The following is a 14,335-nucleotide window of genomic DNA, read 5'->3' as shown; positions in this document are numbered from 1 at the left end:
GCTCTTGTGGTAGCCCTTGTCTTCAGCATGGAGCGCGGTTTGCGTGGCATGCAAATGATGCGGGACAGCCTGATGCAAAGCAACCTCGTCATTGGGGTTGTCCTGAGGCATGTTGTTCCTTTCGATCCGGAAAGATCTGACCGGTTAGGGGGAATGAGGTGGAGGAATGGATGCCGGCCTGAGGCCAGCGGGGACGGCTGGGCGGTCCACTAAAAGACCGACCAACCTGTGCGGTCGGAGAGATCGGCGAGCGCAGCGCTGCCAGCAAGGGAATTGCCTTTGGCGTCCAGCCGGGGACTCCAGACGCAGATGGCGCAGTGACCGGGAACGATAACCAGGATGCCTCCGCCCACGCCGCTCTTTCCGGGCAATCCCACGCGGTAGGCGAATTCGCCGGCGGCATCGTACATGCCGCAGGTCAACATAATGGACCCGATGCGTTTCGCCTCGCTTCGGGACACCACCGTTCCAAACGCTCCGCGTCCGTCATGGGCGAGGAAGAGGCCGGCCTTAGCCAGTTCCACACAGGACATCATGATGGAGCACTGACGGACGTAGTTTTCCACCACCGCCTCGGCGGACTGCCTGAGGTTGCCGAAATTTTTGAGGAAGTGGGCCAGGGCCAAGTTGCGGCTGCTGTTGGAGAGTTCACTGGCCGCAGCCGGCACGTCGATGAAGGGCCCTGCCTGTCCGGTCTGTCCGGTGAGAAAGCTCAGGAGCGCGGCGGCGGCGTCGGGGGTCTCTTCCATCAGGTGGTCGGTGACCACCAACGCGCCGGCGTTTATGAACGGGTTCCGCGGGATGCCATGTTCCACTTCCAGCTGGACCAGGGAATTGAAGGCAGTGCCGGAAGGTTCGCGAAGCACCCGGGACCACAGTGTTCCTGCGCTGTCCCGGCGGAGCGCCATGGCCAGTGTGAACACCTTGGAAATGCTTTGGATGGAAAAGGGGACATCCGCGTCACCCGAGGCAAAGACCTCACCGGCTGCGGTGGCCACAGCTATTCCGAATCGGTTAAAGGGAACCCCCGCCAGGGATGGGATGTTGGCCGGGACAGAGCCGGCTTCCCTCTGTGGCCTGTGGCTGCGGACGATGTCATCGAGCATCGGGCCCAAAGGCGGAGCATCGAGTGTTGTGGTCATTTCCTGCCTTGAAGTTCGTTGTGCGTGCAGGCCCACTCCTGGACATGCAGCAGTGCGACCAGCGCATCGCGGGGCTTGCCGAAATCCAGGCCGGTGACCCGGGCGGCCTTGCTGATCCGGTAGTAGACGGTGTTCTTGTGCAGTGCCATGCGTTTGGCGCACTCAGCGACGTCGAGCGAGGAGTCGAAATATACGCGCAGAGTTTCCGCGAGCTCGACGTCGTCCTGCAAAAGGGCGGACAGGCCCCGGTGGCGGAAGGACGAGGACACGAACCTCCGGACAGCGTCACGGAAAAGGATTTCGGGTTCGAAGTCAGTCACTGTGGCTACGGAGGTGTCAGGCGAGGCGCCGATGCAGTCCAGCAGGGCCTCGGTGATGGGGGTAACCGAGTGGAGAGTCAACAGATCCGGTGCCACCGGGCCGACCGCGGCGAAGGGGCTGATGCCTAGGTGCTTGGTTGCGTCTCGGACGATGGATTCGGCCAGGCTCCGGAGCCCGGGTTCCGCCGTAGTGGAGAGCAGACCTGGAACGATGACGGCAGTGTCGCCCTTGTATTGCCCGACGACGGCGGACGCCTTGTAAGCGGCTGCATGGATCGACGCCAGGCTGGCGAGCTCGCCGTGCTTCAATGCGGCATCGTCGGCCTGGGTGTCCGCGCGGGACAGTCCTATCAGGATCAGTGCGGCGGGACGCTCCACCGGGATTTTCCCGCTGCGGGCACTTGCAGCGGCCTCGGCGGCACCGGACAGAATCCGGGCGATGCGGTCCTCGCGCATGTGCACGGACTGCTGATTGCGATACCGGATGAGCTCGGCGGAGGCCCGGGCCGCGGATCCCGTGAGCACGTAGTCAACATCGGCGGTGAAGCCGTCCCCGGTTTCCTGAAGCCAGATATAGCCCATGATCCGGTCGCCGGCAAACAGTGTGATGGCCACGCGTTCCCTCAGGCCGTCCTGCGGCCTGGCCGGCACACGCACAGGCATACGGGTTCTGTGCAGTTCCCTGTAGGCACCGAGGTCCTTGAGGAGCAGTTCGTATTTCCGCGGGCCGCGCCGGGCCAGGATGGACGCCTTCCGCAGTTCGTCGATGTCGTTCGAGACCGTGGAGTAGGCCAGGACCTTGTTGGCGGCATCCTCTATAACCACATGGCTCGAGGTCAGGCGTGCGGTGGTCTGGGCGATGGCAAACAGGTCTTCTTCCAGCAGCGTCAGCACTTCACTCTGGTAACTGCGCGGCTGGATCCGGTCCTTGGCGATCGACAGGAGTCGGTCCCAATCGGCAGCCGGGTCCACCAGCAGCAGCCCCGTGCCCGCGGCGCCCAGCAGTTCCTCGGCGTCAGTCAGCTCTTCGCGGTTTCCCTTGACCGCAACAACCGGCGGCGGGTTCTTCAGGAGCCGGCGCAGCGCCGGCATAGCCGAACGGCCACGCACGCCGATCAGCAGGACAAAGGCTGCGCCGGCGTCGGACGATTCATCGTCGGCATCGACGATCAGGAACCTTTCGACCGCCGAACGCCCGGGGGCGGGCCGCAGGATGAGGGTGGCGAAACCCAGGGGGAAGTCCGAAAGGATATCGTCCACCGTAACCGCGGCCATGGTTTCCTTCTGCGTCGATCCGCCCGGACGGCTCTGTCCGGTCACCTCATGGTATCGGCAGGATTTCCTCGAAAATATGTGACGGATTCCAAACGGGGTTGCGGGTTTTCGGGTTCCAGCCCAATGCGCCCGGTTTTCCGGTTCACACGGCTAGTCCTGATCATGCTGCGGCTTAGGGCAGACTGGTGCCATGAGTGATGATTCGATGGCGGTTACGACCCAGCGTTCGACGGTTGAGGATTGGACGCAGGCTTTGGCGGAGTCCGTTGGTTCCCCAGGCGGCGGCGCCGGGGCGGGAGTGATGCTTGCCATCGCTGCGTCCTTGGCATCCATGGTCTCGGGCTATACGGAAGCTGACGGGCAGGAGCGGGAGGAGCTGGCCGGTGTCCACGCGCGAGTGCGTTCGCTGCGGGAAACCGCCCTTCGTCTGGCCGATGAGGATGCTTCAGCGTCCAAGGCTTTCGGCGCCGCCTTCCGGCTGGATCCGGGGCCGGAACGGGAGGATGCGATACACCGGGCATCCGTGGACGCCGCCAAGGCCTCTGCCGTGCTCGGCGAGCGCGCCATCGATGCCATTGGAGATCTGGAGTGGCTGGCGTCCAACGGGAACCCGGCGCTTGTTGCCGACGTCGTCGTCGCGTGCGGTGCCCTGAGGGCAGCGGTGACCGGGGCACGTACCAACGTAAGCTTCGATCTCGCTGCGCTCACCTCCGCAGGCCGAACACATGAACAGATTCGGCAGGAGCAGCCGGCCCTGTGGTCGACAGTGGAGAACCTTGACGCCGCAGTTGAGCGGATCGACCGGCTGACTGCCGAGGTCAACCACCGTTCCGCTCCTAGTGGTTCCGGTTCCTAGGCGCCACACCCTTTTATGCCCACAGGCAGCGGGGATTTAGCCGGCCATCTGGTCAGGTTCCGACGCAGGGGCAACAGTGTGACCCAGCGCTGAGCCGAACAGTTCACGGGGCTCACACCCGGAGGCACGTATCCAAAACAGTTCCCCGGAGGGCGTCACAGTTTCCACGTAGCCGACGCGGATGACCGTTCCTGCTTGTTCCACCCTGACCTTCGTCCCTATAAGGTCGCGCGCATCATGTGTGTTTCCTGCAACTGTCCCCGGCGTCATTGTCGGTGGCTCCTTCGATTTGTAACGGCGTCGGCCTGGCCCGCTCACGGGCAGACTGCAATAAATGAACGATATTCATTTTACGGGATCTGGGGCGTTTTTCATAGCGGCATGTCCTGAGTTTCGCCACCGCTTTCGGGGCCTCTCGGCCGGCGCCTGCCTGCGTAACGTTGCCAGCGCATCGGCCAGAGGCATGTGGAGGGCGGAGCCATGGCCCGGTAGCACCACCGAGTCGTCGATTTCGTCCAAACGGCGGGTGGCCGCGAGCGCCTGCGCGGGGTTGGTGTGGAACATGGGGTGCAGCATCTGCGGTCCGGCGGTCCGGCTCAGCGCATGGCCGCTGACGAACGAATCACCCACCACTATTGCGCCGGCTTCCGGAAGCAGGATCGCAACATGGCCCGGCGTGTGCCCTGGCAGGAGAACGGCTTCCGGCTTGCCCGGAAGGTCCTTCAGCGTATGGGCGCTCCATGCCTGGGCGTCCGATGCCGGCTTCGCCTTGAGGGCTCCCGACTTGATGACGTGAACCATCCAGCGGAAGACGCGGGGCCGCCAGGCGCGGACGATGACCTGGCCCAACGTGACCTGGTGCTTTTCTTTCCCCTGAACGTGGGCCAGCTCTTCCGGAGCGCACAGGATGGGCGTTCCGTAGGTTTCGGAGAAGTAGGCCGCTGAACCGGTGTGGTCGACGTGGCCGTGCGTGATGAGCATGGCCGTGGCGTCAGCTGGCCGGAGGTCCAGACGGCGGATGGATTCCAGGACCAGGGGGCGGTCGGAGGGATAACCGCTGTCGATGATCATGAATCCGCTCTCGTCGCGGACCACGATCCAGTTTGACGCGGGCCCCTCGATGAAAAAAACACCGGCGGACGGCTCTGACGTACTGGAGGAGACGTGCCACTTATGGGTTTGCTGCTTCACATGCACATCCTAGCCACCGGCCGGCGGGACCCGGAGGGCATTTTTGCCCTCGCGTGGCTACCGCAAGTGTGCTTGTCTGTATCTCGTAGCACAGACCCAGCAGGGGTCCGCGGCCGTTGTCCGACGAGGTGACGCGACATGAGGTTGACCACCACGACCAACGTCTCGGTAGACGGTGTGATGCAGGGGCTGGGCGGACCTGACGAGGACCGCAGCGGCGGCTTCGACCGCGGCGGATGGGCCATCCCGCTTATCGACGCCGAAGCAGGGGGCTACCTCAACACGGTCTACGGCAGCGCGGACGCCTTCCTTTTCGGCCGCCGGAAGTACGAAATCTTCGCTGGCTACTGGGGAGTGATGCCCGATCCGAGCACGAACCCGATTGCCGACGCGCTGAACAGCCGGCCCAAGTACGTGGTGTCTGCCAGCCTCGCTGATCCACAGTGGGCGGGCACAACTGTTCTTCAGGGCGACGTCACCACGGCCGTCGGGGATCTGAAAGCGAATCACGACGGCGAACTGCTGGTGCCGGGCAGCGGTGCCCTCGTCAGGTGGCTGCTCGCCAACGATCTGGTTGACCAGCTCGACCTGGTCATCTACCCCGTCGTCGTCGGCCAGGGCACACGGCTGTTCCCCGATTCCGGTCCCGACATCGCGCTCGAGCTGGTCAGTTCACGGACCACGTCGCGGGGCATCAGCATCCAGACTTACCGGCCCCGCGGGCGACCGGAGTATGCGACGTCCACCGTCGACCCCGAAGACGTGTTCTAGTTCTGGCTGCTGTTCCAGTTGTCCGTTACCCCGCCGCTGACTACCACCGATGGCGGGCCAAGATTACGCTGACGCTGTGGAGTACATAGCCCGCGAGATACCAGTACATTATGTGGAGCACGGTGGCGGGGCTCCGATCCTGTTACTACACGGTGCGGGTGTGGATCACCGGGAGATGGTCGGTGCCATGGAGCCGATACTCAGCGAGCTACCTGATTGCCGGCGCCTTTACCCGGATCTGCCGGGCATGGGGCGCACGCCGGCGTCGGGCACGCTCCATGGCGCCGACGACGTCCTCGACGTCTTGCTCGCGTTTATCGATGGTGTTCTCGGCGCTGGGCGGTTCCGGCTTATAGGCCATTCCGCCGGCGGATACTACGCCCGGGCCATCGCTGGCAGGCGTCCGGAGCAGGTGACAGGGCTCGCGTTGATCTGTCCGTTGGGCGAGAACGCTCGGAATCTGCCTGTGCACCAGGTCTTGCACGCGTCGATCGATCCGGGGGAGACGCTCGGCCCGGCCGAGGAGAGCGTATTTCGCGACTACTTTGTCGTGCAGACGCCGGCCACGCTGGAGCGATACAAGAAGTACGTAGTCCCCGCCCTTGGGTTGGTGGACGAAGCCGCCCTCGAGCGGATCGGCGAACACTGGCTGTTCAGTAGCAGTCCAGAGGAGGGCCCGCCGTACTCCGGCCCCGTCCTTATCGTCACAGGACGCCAGGACTCCACCGTGGGGTACGCCGGCCAATGGGATCTGCTCGAGCACTATCCACGGGCTTCATTCGCCGTGCTCGACCGCGCCGGTCATGCGTTGCCGCACGAGCAGCCCGACCTCATGAAGGCGCTGATCACCGAGTGGCTCGACCGCGTGAATGAACGTCACTCCTCGTGAGTGTGCCGAGTTGGAGGAGGAGGACGGCGGGCTCAGCTTCGTTTCAGGGGACGCGCAAGACCTGGAGCTGCTCGAGGCCACCCCGTTTGAAAACGGCGTGGCGTTACTGCGCTACGAGGTCAAGAACCAGGTGGAGAAGCGCGTTACCCGTTAGTTGGGTAGCGGGGGAGTCGCGTAGGGTACCCGACTCCGATGCAGCGATCACTGCTTTACTGGCCACGGTGCGTGCTCGTTCTGGCGCTAATCCCCAGCCTAGGATGTGGTGCAGCGCCCGCAGGGTCATCGCCTTCCACGAAGTAAGTCGCTCACGCCGCGCGGTGCATATTCAGAGCCGAACTGTTCTGACCGTTCGGGAAGGATCGACTGTACCCTTGGCATCATCGGCTACGGGGGAGTGGAGCGGCGTGGCCTGGTTGTCTGCCAAGCCGCGGCTTTCAACCAATGGCTTTCCGCACCACATCAGGAACACGCACTAGCAGTCCAGTGCGACGCGAAACGCGACCTTGGGCAGGCCATCACTGAGCCCCCGTTGACCGGTCGGGGCTGGCAGGGGAGGCTGTGAGGACATCCACGGCAAGGGGAATCATGATTAAGTACCCGCGCACCTCGGCCGCCATCGCGGCGCTGCTCGGGTTGGCCCTTGCCGGGTGCCAGCCCTCAGCCGCGCCGCTGACGGCGGGATCGGCTGCAGTGGTGCCCAGTCCGTCGTCGTCCGATCTGTTGGTCATCGTCCAAGCTGCCGTCGAGGATCGCAACGGCACGGTCCTCGACACTCCGCCGGCGCCGCGCCTCGCCGACGGGCAGACGACGGCGGGCTACCGGGCCAAGCGCGAACGGGATCTCCCGGTGGTAGCCCGGTCGAAGGCCGGATTCAAATCAACCGGTTTCTGGTATACGTCCTTTTCGACGACGGTGACGGTGGAGTCGATTGAGGTGACCGCTTCGCAGGCTAGCGTCCATTTCAAGGAATTAACCGAGGAATACCTTGCCTCGAAGGCGAATGGGCCGAGCAGCGTTCCGGAGGGCTACTCGTTGCCGCAGACTGCGACGTTCCGGGCCTCCGCGGACGGCTGGCAGTTGGACAGCATCGCGCCTTCGGTGCACGGGGGCGGCTCGCCGATGTCCATTGTCGAGGACTGAGAATCGACCGTTAGAGGATAGATGGGGAGTCCGCTGGTCGTACTACTTTACATAATGCTGATTATCGGCGTTAAAATAACGGGAGTAGAAGTAGTTGCGAGAACTCCCGGCCCTGGGCGTATTGAACGTTTTCGCAGGTCAGATGGTTTTTCTTGTACTGACGAGTCCACGTGGTGCCGTCCGGATTTGCGGCGGTGAGTCCCGAAGCTATAGGTTTCCTGCATCTAATGCATGTTTCCATGGTTTAGGGGTTGCAGTGAGTGGTGCCGTTCCGGGTTTCGTTCCACGGATGCTGGTGGATCCGGACATCGGTCTGTTCAGGGCTGATGAACGGGCTTTCACGGCCATGCTGGATGGCTGGCGCGCGCAGATGCTGGCCCGCGGACTCACGACCCAGACCATCAAACAGCGCTGCCAGCTGCTGGAACGGTTCCAGAAGTTCACGGGTGAGTTCCCGTGGCAATGGGGGCCGGCGGACATTGAGGAATTCCTGGCCGAGCTGCGTTCCGGTGAGAAGCCGATCAGCCTCAAAACCTTGCGGTCGTACAGCAATGCCGTGGCTATGTTCTGTGCCTACCTGACGCATCCTGGCTATGGATGGGGCGAGTTCTGCGAACGCACTTTCGGCGATATTCCGAGCCAGATCTGCTTCGAGTGGAACATGCCCAGGCACACGACCGACGACGCAGTACCGGCCCAGCGGCGGTCATTCACCAAGACAGAACTGCAACGGCTCTTCGATTACATCGACGATCTCATCGACCGCGAATACGAGGCTGGCACCAAACGCTGGCTGCCCCTGTTTCGTGACTCGGTTGCCTTCAAGGTGTGTTACGCCTACGGGCTTCGCCGCCGTGAGATGACCATGCTGGATCTGGAAGACTTCGGCCCCAATCCCCATGTCAGCGACTATGGCCGCTACGGAGCCCTCCAGGTCCGTTTCGCCAAAGGCACGGCAGGCTCCGGGCCCAGGCGACGGACTGTCCTGACCGTCCCGGAGTTCGACTGGGTCGTCGATCAGCTGGGGACCTGGACATCCAGCATGCGGGCGAAGTTTCCCACGGCTGACCGGTCATCGGCACTGTGGCCGAGCGAGCGTGGCGCCCGAATGTCGCTCGGTTCTTTCGGGGACGCCTTCGCAGCTGCCCGGGACGCCATCGGATTACCCAAAGAACTGGGACTGCATTGCCTCAGGCACTCCTACGTAACCCACCTGATCGAAGCCGGCTATGACCCGGCATTCGTGCAAACCCAGGTCGGCCACTCGTACGCCTCGACCACCGGCCTCTACACATCGGTATCGTCGGACTTCAAGCAGAAAACCGTGCAGCAGATGATCGCACGCCGCATCACCACCTTGGAGGACCCAGATGCCTGAACAGCGCCGGATCGGCTACCGCTGGAACCTGAGGGCCTTGATGGCCAAGCGCAACCTCTGGAAAACCACCGAACTCATGCCGCTACTGCGATCCCGGGGCATCAACCTTTCTGAGAGCCAGGTTTACCGGTTGGTTACTGCAGCGCCGGAACGCATCCCCGCGAGGACCTTCGCAGCGCTCTGCGACATCCTGGACTGCACCCCGAACGACCTCTTCGAACCATTCGTAGAGATGCGCGCGGCGGCGACAGCGAATGCACCACAGCGCAGCGAAGACCTAGGAATCCAGCCCGGCAACCCGATCGCTAAGCGCATCCGACTCGTCAGTCCCGAGGACGGTGAGTAGGCCACGCAAGCCAGAGGATCCCATCCGCTGGCCAGTCCCCTGCGCCCGCTGCCGCCAGCACCACCAAACCGTTGCGAGATGGCCCGACGGCGGAATCTGCGGCTACTGCTATCAACAGGCAAAACGCACCAAAGGCACCTGCGCCTGCGGACACGAGGGAGTCCTGCCAGGCCTCATCGACGAGCAGCCCGCCTGCCGCCAGTGCTCGGGAGTTCGGCTCAACATAGACTGCGACGCCTGCGGGGCGGAAGACGAACTCCACAGCGGCGGCCGCTGCTGGAGCTGCGTCCTGGCCGCGGTTGTTGACGACCTGCTCACGGACCCATCGCGCGGAACCATGGCACCGGAACTCCTTCCGCTCGCCATGGCACTGAAGTCGATGAAACGCGCCAACAGCGGGATGACCTGGATCCGGCAAAAGCACGTCACAGCCTTCCTCCGGAACCTCGCTGTCGCACCAGAAATCACGCATGAAAGCTTCGTCGAATTGCCCGACTCACGGACCCGCGAATACATCCGCGGTCTCCTCATCGAACACGGCGTGCTCCCCCGCCGCGACGAACTCCTCACGCGTTATGAGGACTGGTCAGCACAGGCCCTCGACCGGACCAGCAAACCTGAGAACCGAGAGATCATCCGCCGCTACATCCGCTGGCACCACTTACGACGGATGAACCAGATGGACGAAGTCAGCCGCGGCACCTTCCTGCGCGCCAAGCAGCAAGTGACGGTCGCCATTGACCTGCTCAACTGGCTCACCGGCCACGGCACCAGCCTCGCCGGGCTGACCCAAGCTCACCTCGACCTCTGGCAAGCAGAAGGACCCACCACCAGGCGGATCGCTGAACACTTCCTGAAATGGGCCATCAAGACCAACACCGCCCCTGCAGGACTGACTATCATCCCGCATCGTCGGGGAACGAGCGCCAAACTCGACAAGACAGGACAGGATGAAGCACTCGGCCGCGTGCTCCACTCCCGCGGCCAAATCGAAGCACGCGATCAGGCCGCCGCGATCCTCATCCTCGTCTTCGGGCAACAAGCAGAACGCATTGCCCGTCTAACGTGGGGAGACGTAACCGTCACCGAAGAGCTGATCACCATCCCGCTGGGAACGATTCAGATCACACTGCCTGACCCCTTAGATGCGCCCTGGCGGGAACTCGCCGCAAACCCCGGCCACAACCTAACCGCCTCGCACCCCAACACCAACTGGGTATTCCGCGGAACCTCACCCGGCCGGCACATCCACCCAGGACACCTCACAACACGCCTCAGCAAGCTATTCAGCACCCGAGCCGCGCGACTCGGAACTCTCCACGAGCTCACCAAACTTGCACCCGTGGCCATCATCGCCGAAACCCTCGGCTACTCCCCCACAACCATCGAACGCCACGCCACCCACTCAGCAGCCGCCTATACCCGGTACATCGCAGCAGTAAACGAGGCAGTCCAGAATGGAAGTCCGAGGAACTAGAACGGCTCGATATCGCTTGCGTCCGTGACGGTAAATCTAAAGCTGTCTGCCCCGACGATCCCAGTCTTGGCGACGGGCCTCTTCCTCTTCCCAGAAATGACCGTCGTAGTGGCGCACGTAGAGTAGATAGGCCGTGAAGACCGCGCAGACAATCAGCATTGCCAGCATGAGGTAGCGGAAGGCATCCCAAGCTTCATTCCACCGAAATGCAATTTGCACGAGTGCATTAACGGCCAGCAAGGCCACCATGACCAGCTGCAAGCGAAATCCGCCCCGCGTCATCCGCGGCTCAAGGCGCTTCCGACCCTCAGACATATCCGGAGCCTACAACCGGAGGAGCTCTCTGTCATGTGTCCACCGGTCCCCGTCCCGGTGAGCAGCATGAGTCCCGATCCGGCGTCGCGCAAAGGACGGACGTGGCAACTCCCGGCTCATGAATAACCGTGCATGCCAGTTTGAGTGCCTGCCCGGAAGTGGGTGCAAAAGCTTGTGCGGATGGCCACGCCGGATGCTTTCCGGGTCGCAGGTCGCAGCATGTCCGGCAGATGTGGGCGTTTCGGCCGCAGTTTGGCGCCCAATGAAGCACTCAGCCGGCGTCGACTTCACGCCCACAGGATTCGAACCATGTGTCTGCGTCACCGAAGTCCTGATGGATAGTCATTGGACGCTCACATCGTCCTACGTAAACCCTGTGGACAAGCCCCGTCACTTCCGCCGGTTTACTTGACATAACGTCGCACTAGCGACCCGCCCCCGGCCTAATTCGGCGTGTGGATGTTGGAAGCCGCTGTACCAAGCGCGTCAGCGCGCTCGTGGAATTTCCGCGCCAGGACGTAGGCCTCACGGGACTCGTCCGTGAACTCCGCACCCGCAAGATCGCCTGCCCAATCCAGTAGGTCGGCAATTTTCTTCAGGTGCTGATAACGAGGCTCGTCCCTCTGTTGCAAACTCATGTGGATCCCCCAATGTCTCGGCGGCAAGGCTGAATCCCTACGCCGATAGTCCTAGGTATACCACCCAATTGGTTGAGCCTTCAATAAGACGGCCTACTAAGCCAAGCCCCGCAAGCCCAGGAAGGTGGAAACTTGCGGCCCAAGATCAATCCGGTTCAAGGGCCGCAAGTGTCCGTTCGCGCTGGTCTGTCAGCTGGCACCGACGTACGCCGCGAGGTGCTCGCCGGTCAGCGTTGCACGGCCGGCAACGAGGTCTGCCGGCGATCCTACGAAGACGATATTGCCGCCGTCGTGCCCGGCGCCGGGTCCGAGGTCGATGATCCAGTCGGCGTGAGCCATGACCGCCTGGTGGTGCTCGATGACGATCACCGACTTGCCCGAGTCGACGAGCCGGTCGAGGAGGCCCAGCAGGTTCTCGACGTCGGCGAGATGCAGGCCCGTGGTCGGTTCGTCGAGGATGTAGACGTCGCCCTTGTCGGCCATCTGGGCGGCGAGCTTGAGCCGCTGCCGCTCACCGCCGGACAGCGTTGTGAGCGGCTGTCCGAGGGTGAGGTAACCCAGTCCGACGTCGGCCAGCCGGTCGAGGATCTTGTGGGCCGACGGCGTGCGCGCATCGCCGTCCTCAAAGAACTCCTCGGCCTCGGCCACCGACATCGCCAGCACCTCGGCGATGTTCTTGCCGCCCAGCGTGAATTCCAGCACCGCGGCCTGGAACCGTTTGCCGTCGCACTCCTCGCAGGTGGTCTCGACCGTGGCCATGACACCCAGGTCCGTGTAGATGACGCCGGCGCCGTTGCATGTGGGGCAGGCACCCTCGGAGTTGGAGCTGAACAGCGCGGGCTTCACGCCGTTGGTCTTGGCAAACGCCTTGCGGATCGGCTCGAGCAGCCCCGTGTAGGTGGCGGGGTTGCTGCGCCGTGAACCCCGGATGCCTGTCTGGTCGATCACCACCACCCCCTCGCGCTTGGCGACGGAGCCGTGAATCAGCGAGCTCTTGCCGGAACCGGCAACGCCGGTAAGGACGCAGAGCACGCCGAGCGGGATGTCGACGTCGACATTCTTGAGGTTGTTTGTCGACGCGCCGCGGATCTCCAGCGCGCCGGAAGCGGAACGCACCGACTCCTTGAGCTGCGCCCGGTCATCGAGGTGGCGGCCGGTGATGGTGTCACTCCCCCGCAGCCCGTCGACCGTGCCTTCGAAGCAGACTGTGCCTCCCCCGGTGCCGGCACCCGGGCCGAGGTCGACGATGTGGTCGGCGATGGCGATGCTCTCCGGCTTGTGCTCCACGACGAGCACCGTATTGCCCTTGTCGCGCAGCTGGAGCAGCAGCGCGTTCATCCGCTCGATGTCGTGCGGGTGCAGGCCGATCGTGGGTTCGTCGAAGACGTAGGTGACGTCCGTGAGGGACGAACCGAGGTGGCGGATCATCTTGGTGCGCTGCGACTCACCCCCGGACAGCGTCCCCGACGGCCGGTCCAGCGAGAGGTAGCCCAGCCCGATTTCCGCGAACGAGTCCAGAAGGTGCTGCAGCCCGGCGAGCAGCGGGGCCACGGACGGCTCGTCCAAACCCCGGACCCAGTCGGCCAGGTCGGTGATCTGCATCGTGCAGACGTCGGCGATGTTCTTGCCCTTGATCTTCGACGACAGGGCTTCCTGGCTGAGCCGGGTGCCGCCGCAATCCGGACACGTAGCGAAGGTGATGGCCCGGTCCACGAACGCGCGGATGTGCGGCTGCAGCGAGTCCACGTCCTTGGACAGCATCGACTTCTGGATCTTGGGGATGATGCCCTCGTAGGTCAGGTTGATGCCCTCGACCTTGATCTTCGTCGGCTCCTTGTAGAGCAGGTCGTGGAGCTCCTTCTTGGTGAACTTGTTGATCGGCTTGTCCATGTTGAAGCCGGCTCCGCTGAAGATGCGGCCGTACCAGCCATCCATGCTGTAGCCCGGGATGGTCAGGGCGCCCCCGCTGAGCGACTTGCTGTCGTCGTACAGTGCCGTGAGGTCGAAATCGCTGACGTTGCCCATGCCCTCGCAACGCGGGCACATGCCACCGAGCCGGTTGAACGTCGCCTTCTCCGCCTTGGTCTTGTTGCCTCGCTCCACGGTGATTGCGCCACTGGCCCTCACCGTCGGGATGTTGAAGGAGTAGGCGTTGGGTGAGCCGATGTGCGGATTACCCAGCCTGCTGAAAAGGATCCGCAGCATCGCGTTGGCGTCGGTCGCGGTGCCCACGGTGGACCGGGGGTTGGCCCCCATCCGCTCCTGGTCCACGATGATGGCCGTCGTCAGGCCCTCCAGCACATCGACCTCGGGCCGGGACAGTGTGGGCATGAAGCCCTGCACGAACGCGCTGTAGGTCTCATTGATCATCCGCTGCGACTCCGCGGCGATCGTGCCGAACACCAGGGAGCTCTTGCCCGAACCGGAGACACCGGTGAACACGGTCAGACGGCGCTTCGGGATCTCGACGCTGACATCCTTGAGGTTGTTCACGCGCGCGCCCTGCACACGGATCAGGTCATGGCCATCGGCGGTGTGCAGTCCGGATGACTGCGCGTCCGTCCTCGTCGTTATCGTCATCGTCTCTCCATCTGTTG

14 protein-coding genes are annotated in these 14,335 nt (G+C 63.4%); 8 read left to right on the top strand and 6 right to left on the bottom strand.

Annotation, left to right across the window (positions count from 1 at the left end; translation table 11 throughout):
• Window positions 1-209: 209 nt before the first annotated feature.
• Both J7I85_RS18165 and J7I85_RS18160 read right to left on the bottom strand, forming a co-directional pair.
• Window positions 210-1,142, bottom strand: a complete 933-nt coding sequence (locus J7I85_RS18165) for a glutaminase (protein ID WP_214854440.1) — start codon at window positions 1,140-1,142, stop codon at window positions 210-212.
• Window positions 1,139-2,737, bottom strand: coding sequence for a CdaR family transcriptional regulator (locus tag J7I85_RS18160; RefSeq protein WP_214854437.1), 1,599 nt, complete (start codon window positions 2,735-2,737; stop codon window positions 1,139-1,141). The genes J7I85_RS18165 and J7I85_RS18160 overlap by 4 nt, the downstream gene beginning before the upstream one ends.
• A gap of 190 nt (window positions 2,738-2,927) precedes the next feature.
• Here J7I85_RS18160 and J7I85_RS18155 point away from each other — a divergent pair, with 190 nt between their 5' ends.
• Window positions 2,928-3,593, top strand: a complete 666-nt coding sequence (locus tag J7I85_RS18155) for a cyclodeaminase/cyclohydrolase family protein (RefSeq protein ID WP_214854434.1) — start codon at window positions 2,928-2,930, stop codon at window positions 3,591-3,593.
• Between the two features lie 345 nt (window positions 3,594-3,938).
• Here the strand turns inward: J7I85_RS18155 and J7I85_RS18150 are convergent, their stop codons facing one another.
• Window positions 3,939-4,784, bottom strand: a complete 846-nt coding sequence (locus J7I85_RS18150) for an MBL fold metallo-hydrolase (protein WP_214854431.1) — start codon at window positions 4,782-4,784, stop codon at window positions 3,939-3,941.
• A gap of 138 nt (window positions 4,785-4,922) precedes the next feature.
• Between J7I85_RS18150 and J7I85_RS18145 the strand changes: the two genes are divergently transcribed.
• The 7 genes from J7I85_RS18145 (at window position 4,923) to J7I85_RS18115 (ending at window position 10,785) form a co-directional block, all read left to right on the top strand.
• Entirely contained in the window at window positions 4,923-5,555 is a 633-nt protein-coding gene (locus tag J7I85_RS18145; protein ID WP_214854428.1) for a dihydrofolate reductase family protein, read from the top strand.
• A gap of 49 nt (window positions 5,556-5,604) precedes the next feature.
• A complete protein-coding gene (locus J7I85_RS18140; RefSeq protein WP_251024519.1) occupies window positions 5,605-6,444 on the top strand; it encodes an alpha/beta fold hydrolase in 840 nt (279 codons plus the stop codon).
• Window positions 6,425-6,598: a hypothetical protein gene (locus tag J7I85_RS18135; RefSeq protein WP_214854470.1), complete on the top strand. Its 174-nt coding sequence runs from the start codon at window positions 6,425-6,427 to the stop codon at window positions 6,596-6,598. The genes J7I85_RS18140 and J7I85_RS18135 overlap by 20 nt, the downstream gene beginning before the upstream one ends.
• Before the next feature lie 431 nt (window positions 6,599-7,029).
• Window positions 7,030-7,584: a hypothetical protein gene (locus J7I85_RS18130; RefSeq protein ID WP_214854422.1), complete on the top strand. Its 555-nt coding sequence runs from the start codon at window positions 7,030-7,032 to the stop codon at window positions 7,582-7,584.
• A 256-nt stretch (window positions 7,585-7,840) separates the two neighbouring features.
• Window positions 7,841-8,962: a tyrosine-type recombinase/integrase gene (locus J7I85_RS18125; protein ID WP_308159539.1), complete on the top strand. Its 1,122-nt coding sequence runs from the start codon at window positions 7,841-7,843 to the stop codon at window positions 8,960-8,962.
• Window positions 8,955-9,308, top strand: a complete 354-nt coding sequence (locus tag J7I85_RS18120; RefSeq protein WP_214854419.1) for a helix-turn-helix transcriptional regulator — start codon at window positions 8,955-8,957, stop codon at window positions 9,306-9,308. Before J7I85_RS18125 ends, J7I85_RS18120 begins: the two co-directional genes overlap by 8 nt.
• A 337-nt stretch (window positions 9,309-9,645) precedes the next feature.
• Complete coding sequence (locus tag J7I85_RS18115) at window positions 9,646-10,785, top strand: Fis family transcriptional regulator (RefSeq protein WP_251024518.1); 1,140 nt, start codon at window positions 9,646-9,648, stop codon at window positions 10,783-10,785.
• Window positions 10,786-10,821: 36 nt separating this feature from the next.
• Here J7I85_RS18115 and J7I85_RS18110 read toward each other — a convergent pair whose 3' ends face one another.
• From J7I85_RS18110 to J7I85_RS18100, 3 genes are all read right to left on the bottom strand, one after another.
• On the bottom strand, window positions 10,822-11,100 hold the full coding sequence (locus J7I85_RS18110; protein WP_214854413.1) for a hypothetical protein: 279 nt from the start codon (window positions 11,098-11,100) through the stop codon (window positions 10,822-10,824).
• Window positions 11,101-11,543: 443 nt separating this feature from the next.
• Window positions 11,544-11,738 (bottom strand): hypothetical protein, encoded by a 195-nt coding sequence (locus J7I85_RS18105; protein ID WP_214854410.1) that lies wholly within the window; start codon window positions 11,736-11,738, stop codon window positions 11,544-11,546.
• Between the two features lie 189 nt (window positions 11,739-11,927).
• Complete coding sequence (locus tag J7I85_RS18100) at window positions 11,928-14,318, bottom strand: excinuclease ABC subunit UvrA (RefSeq protein WP_214854406.1); 2,391 nt, start codon at window positions 14,316-14,318, stop codon at window positions 11,928-11,930.
• Window positions 14,319-14,335: the final 17 nt, after the last annotated feature.

It is taken from the genome of Arthrobacter sp. ISL-65, from assembly GCF_018613795.1.
Lineage (GTDB): Bacteria > Actinomycetota > Actinomycetes > Actinomycetales > Micrococcaceae > Arthrobacter.
The sequence above is the reverse complement of the archived record's forward strand: the minus strand, read 5'-3'. Positions and strand labels throughout refer to the sequence as shown.

Bases quoted from the DNA above. Each gene is read 5' to 3' on its own strand.
- J7I85_RS18165 (WP_214854440.1), bottom strand. From the start codon at position 1,142: ATGACCACAACACTCGATGCTCCGCCTTTGGGCCCGATGCTCGATGAC.
- J7I85_RS18160 (WP_214854437.1), bottom strand. From the start codon at position 2,737: ATGGCCGCGGTTACGGTGGACGATATCCTTTCGGACTTCCCCCTGGGT.
- J7I85_RS18155 (WP_214854434.1), top strand. From the start codon at position 2,928: ATGAGTGATGATTCGATGGCGGTTACGACCCAGCGTTCGACGGTTGAG.
- J7I85_RS18145 (WP_214854428.1), top strand. From the start codon at position 4,923: ATGAGGTTGACCACCACGACCAACGTCTCGGTAGACGGTGTGATGCAG.
- J7I85_RS18140 (WP_251024519.1), top strand. From the start codon at position 5,605: ATGGCGGGCCAAGATTACGCTGACGCTGTGGAGTACATAGCCCGCGAG.
- J7I85_RS18135 (WP_214854470.1), top strand. From the start codon at position 6,425: ATGAACGTCACTCCTCGTGAGTGTGCCGAGTTGGAGGAGGAGGACGGC.
- J7I85_RS18130 (WP_214854422.1), top strand. From the start codon at position 7,030: ATGATTAAGTACCCGCGCACCTCGGCCGCCATCGCGGCGCTGCTCGGG.
- J7I85_RS18120 (WP_214854419.1), top strand. From the start codon at position 8,955: ATGCCTGAACAGCGCCGGATCGGCTACCGCTGGAACCTGAGGGCCTTG.
- J7I85_RS18115 (WP_251024518.1), top strand. From the start codon at position 9,646: ATGGCACCGGAACTCCTTCCGCTCGCCATGGCACTGAAGTCGATGAAA.
- J7I85_RS18110 (WP_214854413.1), bottom strand. From the start codon at position 11,100: ATGTCTGAGGGTCGGAAGCGCCTTGAGCCGCGGATGACGCGGGGCGGA.
- J7I85_RS18105 (WP_214854410.1), bottom strand. From the start codon at position 11,738: ATGAGTTTGCAACAGAGGGACGAGCCTCGTTATCAGCACCTGAAGAAA.
- J7I85_RS18100 (WP_214854406.1), bottom strand. From the start codon at position 14,318: ATGACGATAACGACGAGGACGGACGCGCAGTCATCCGGACTGCACACC.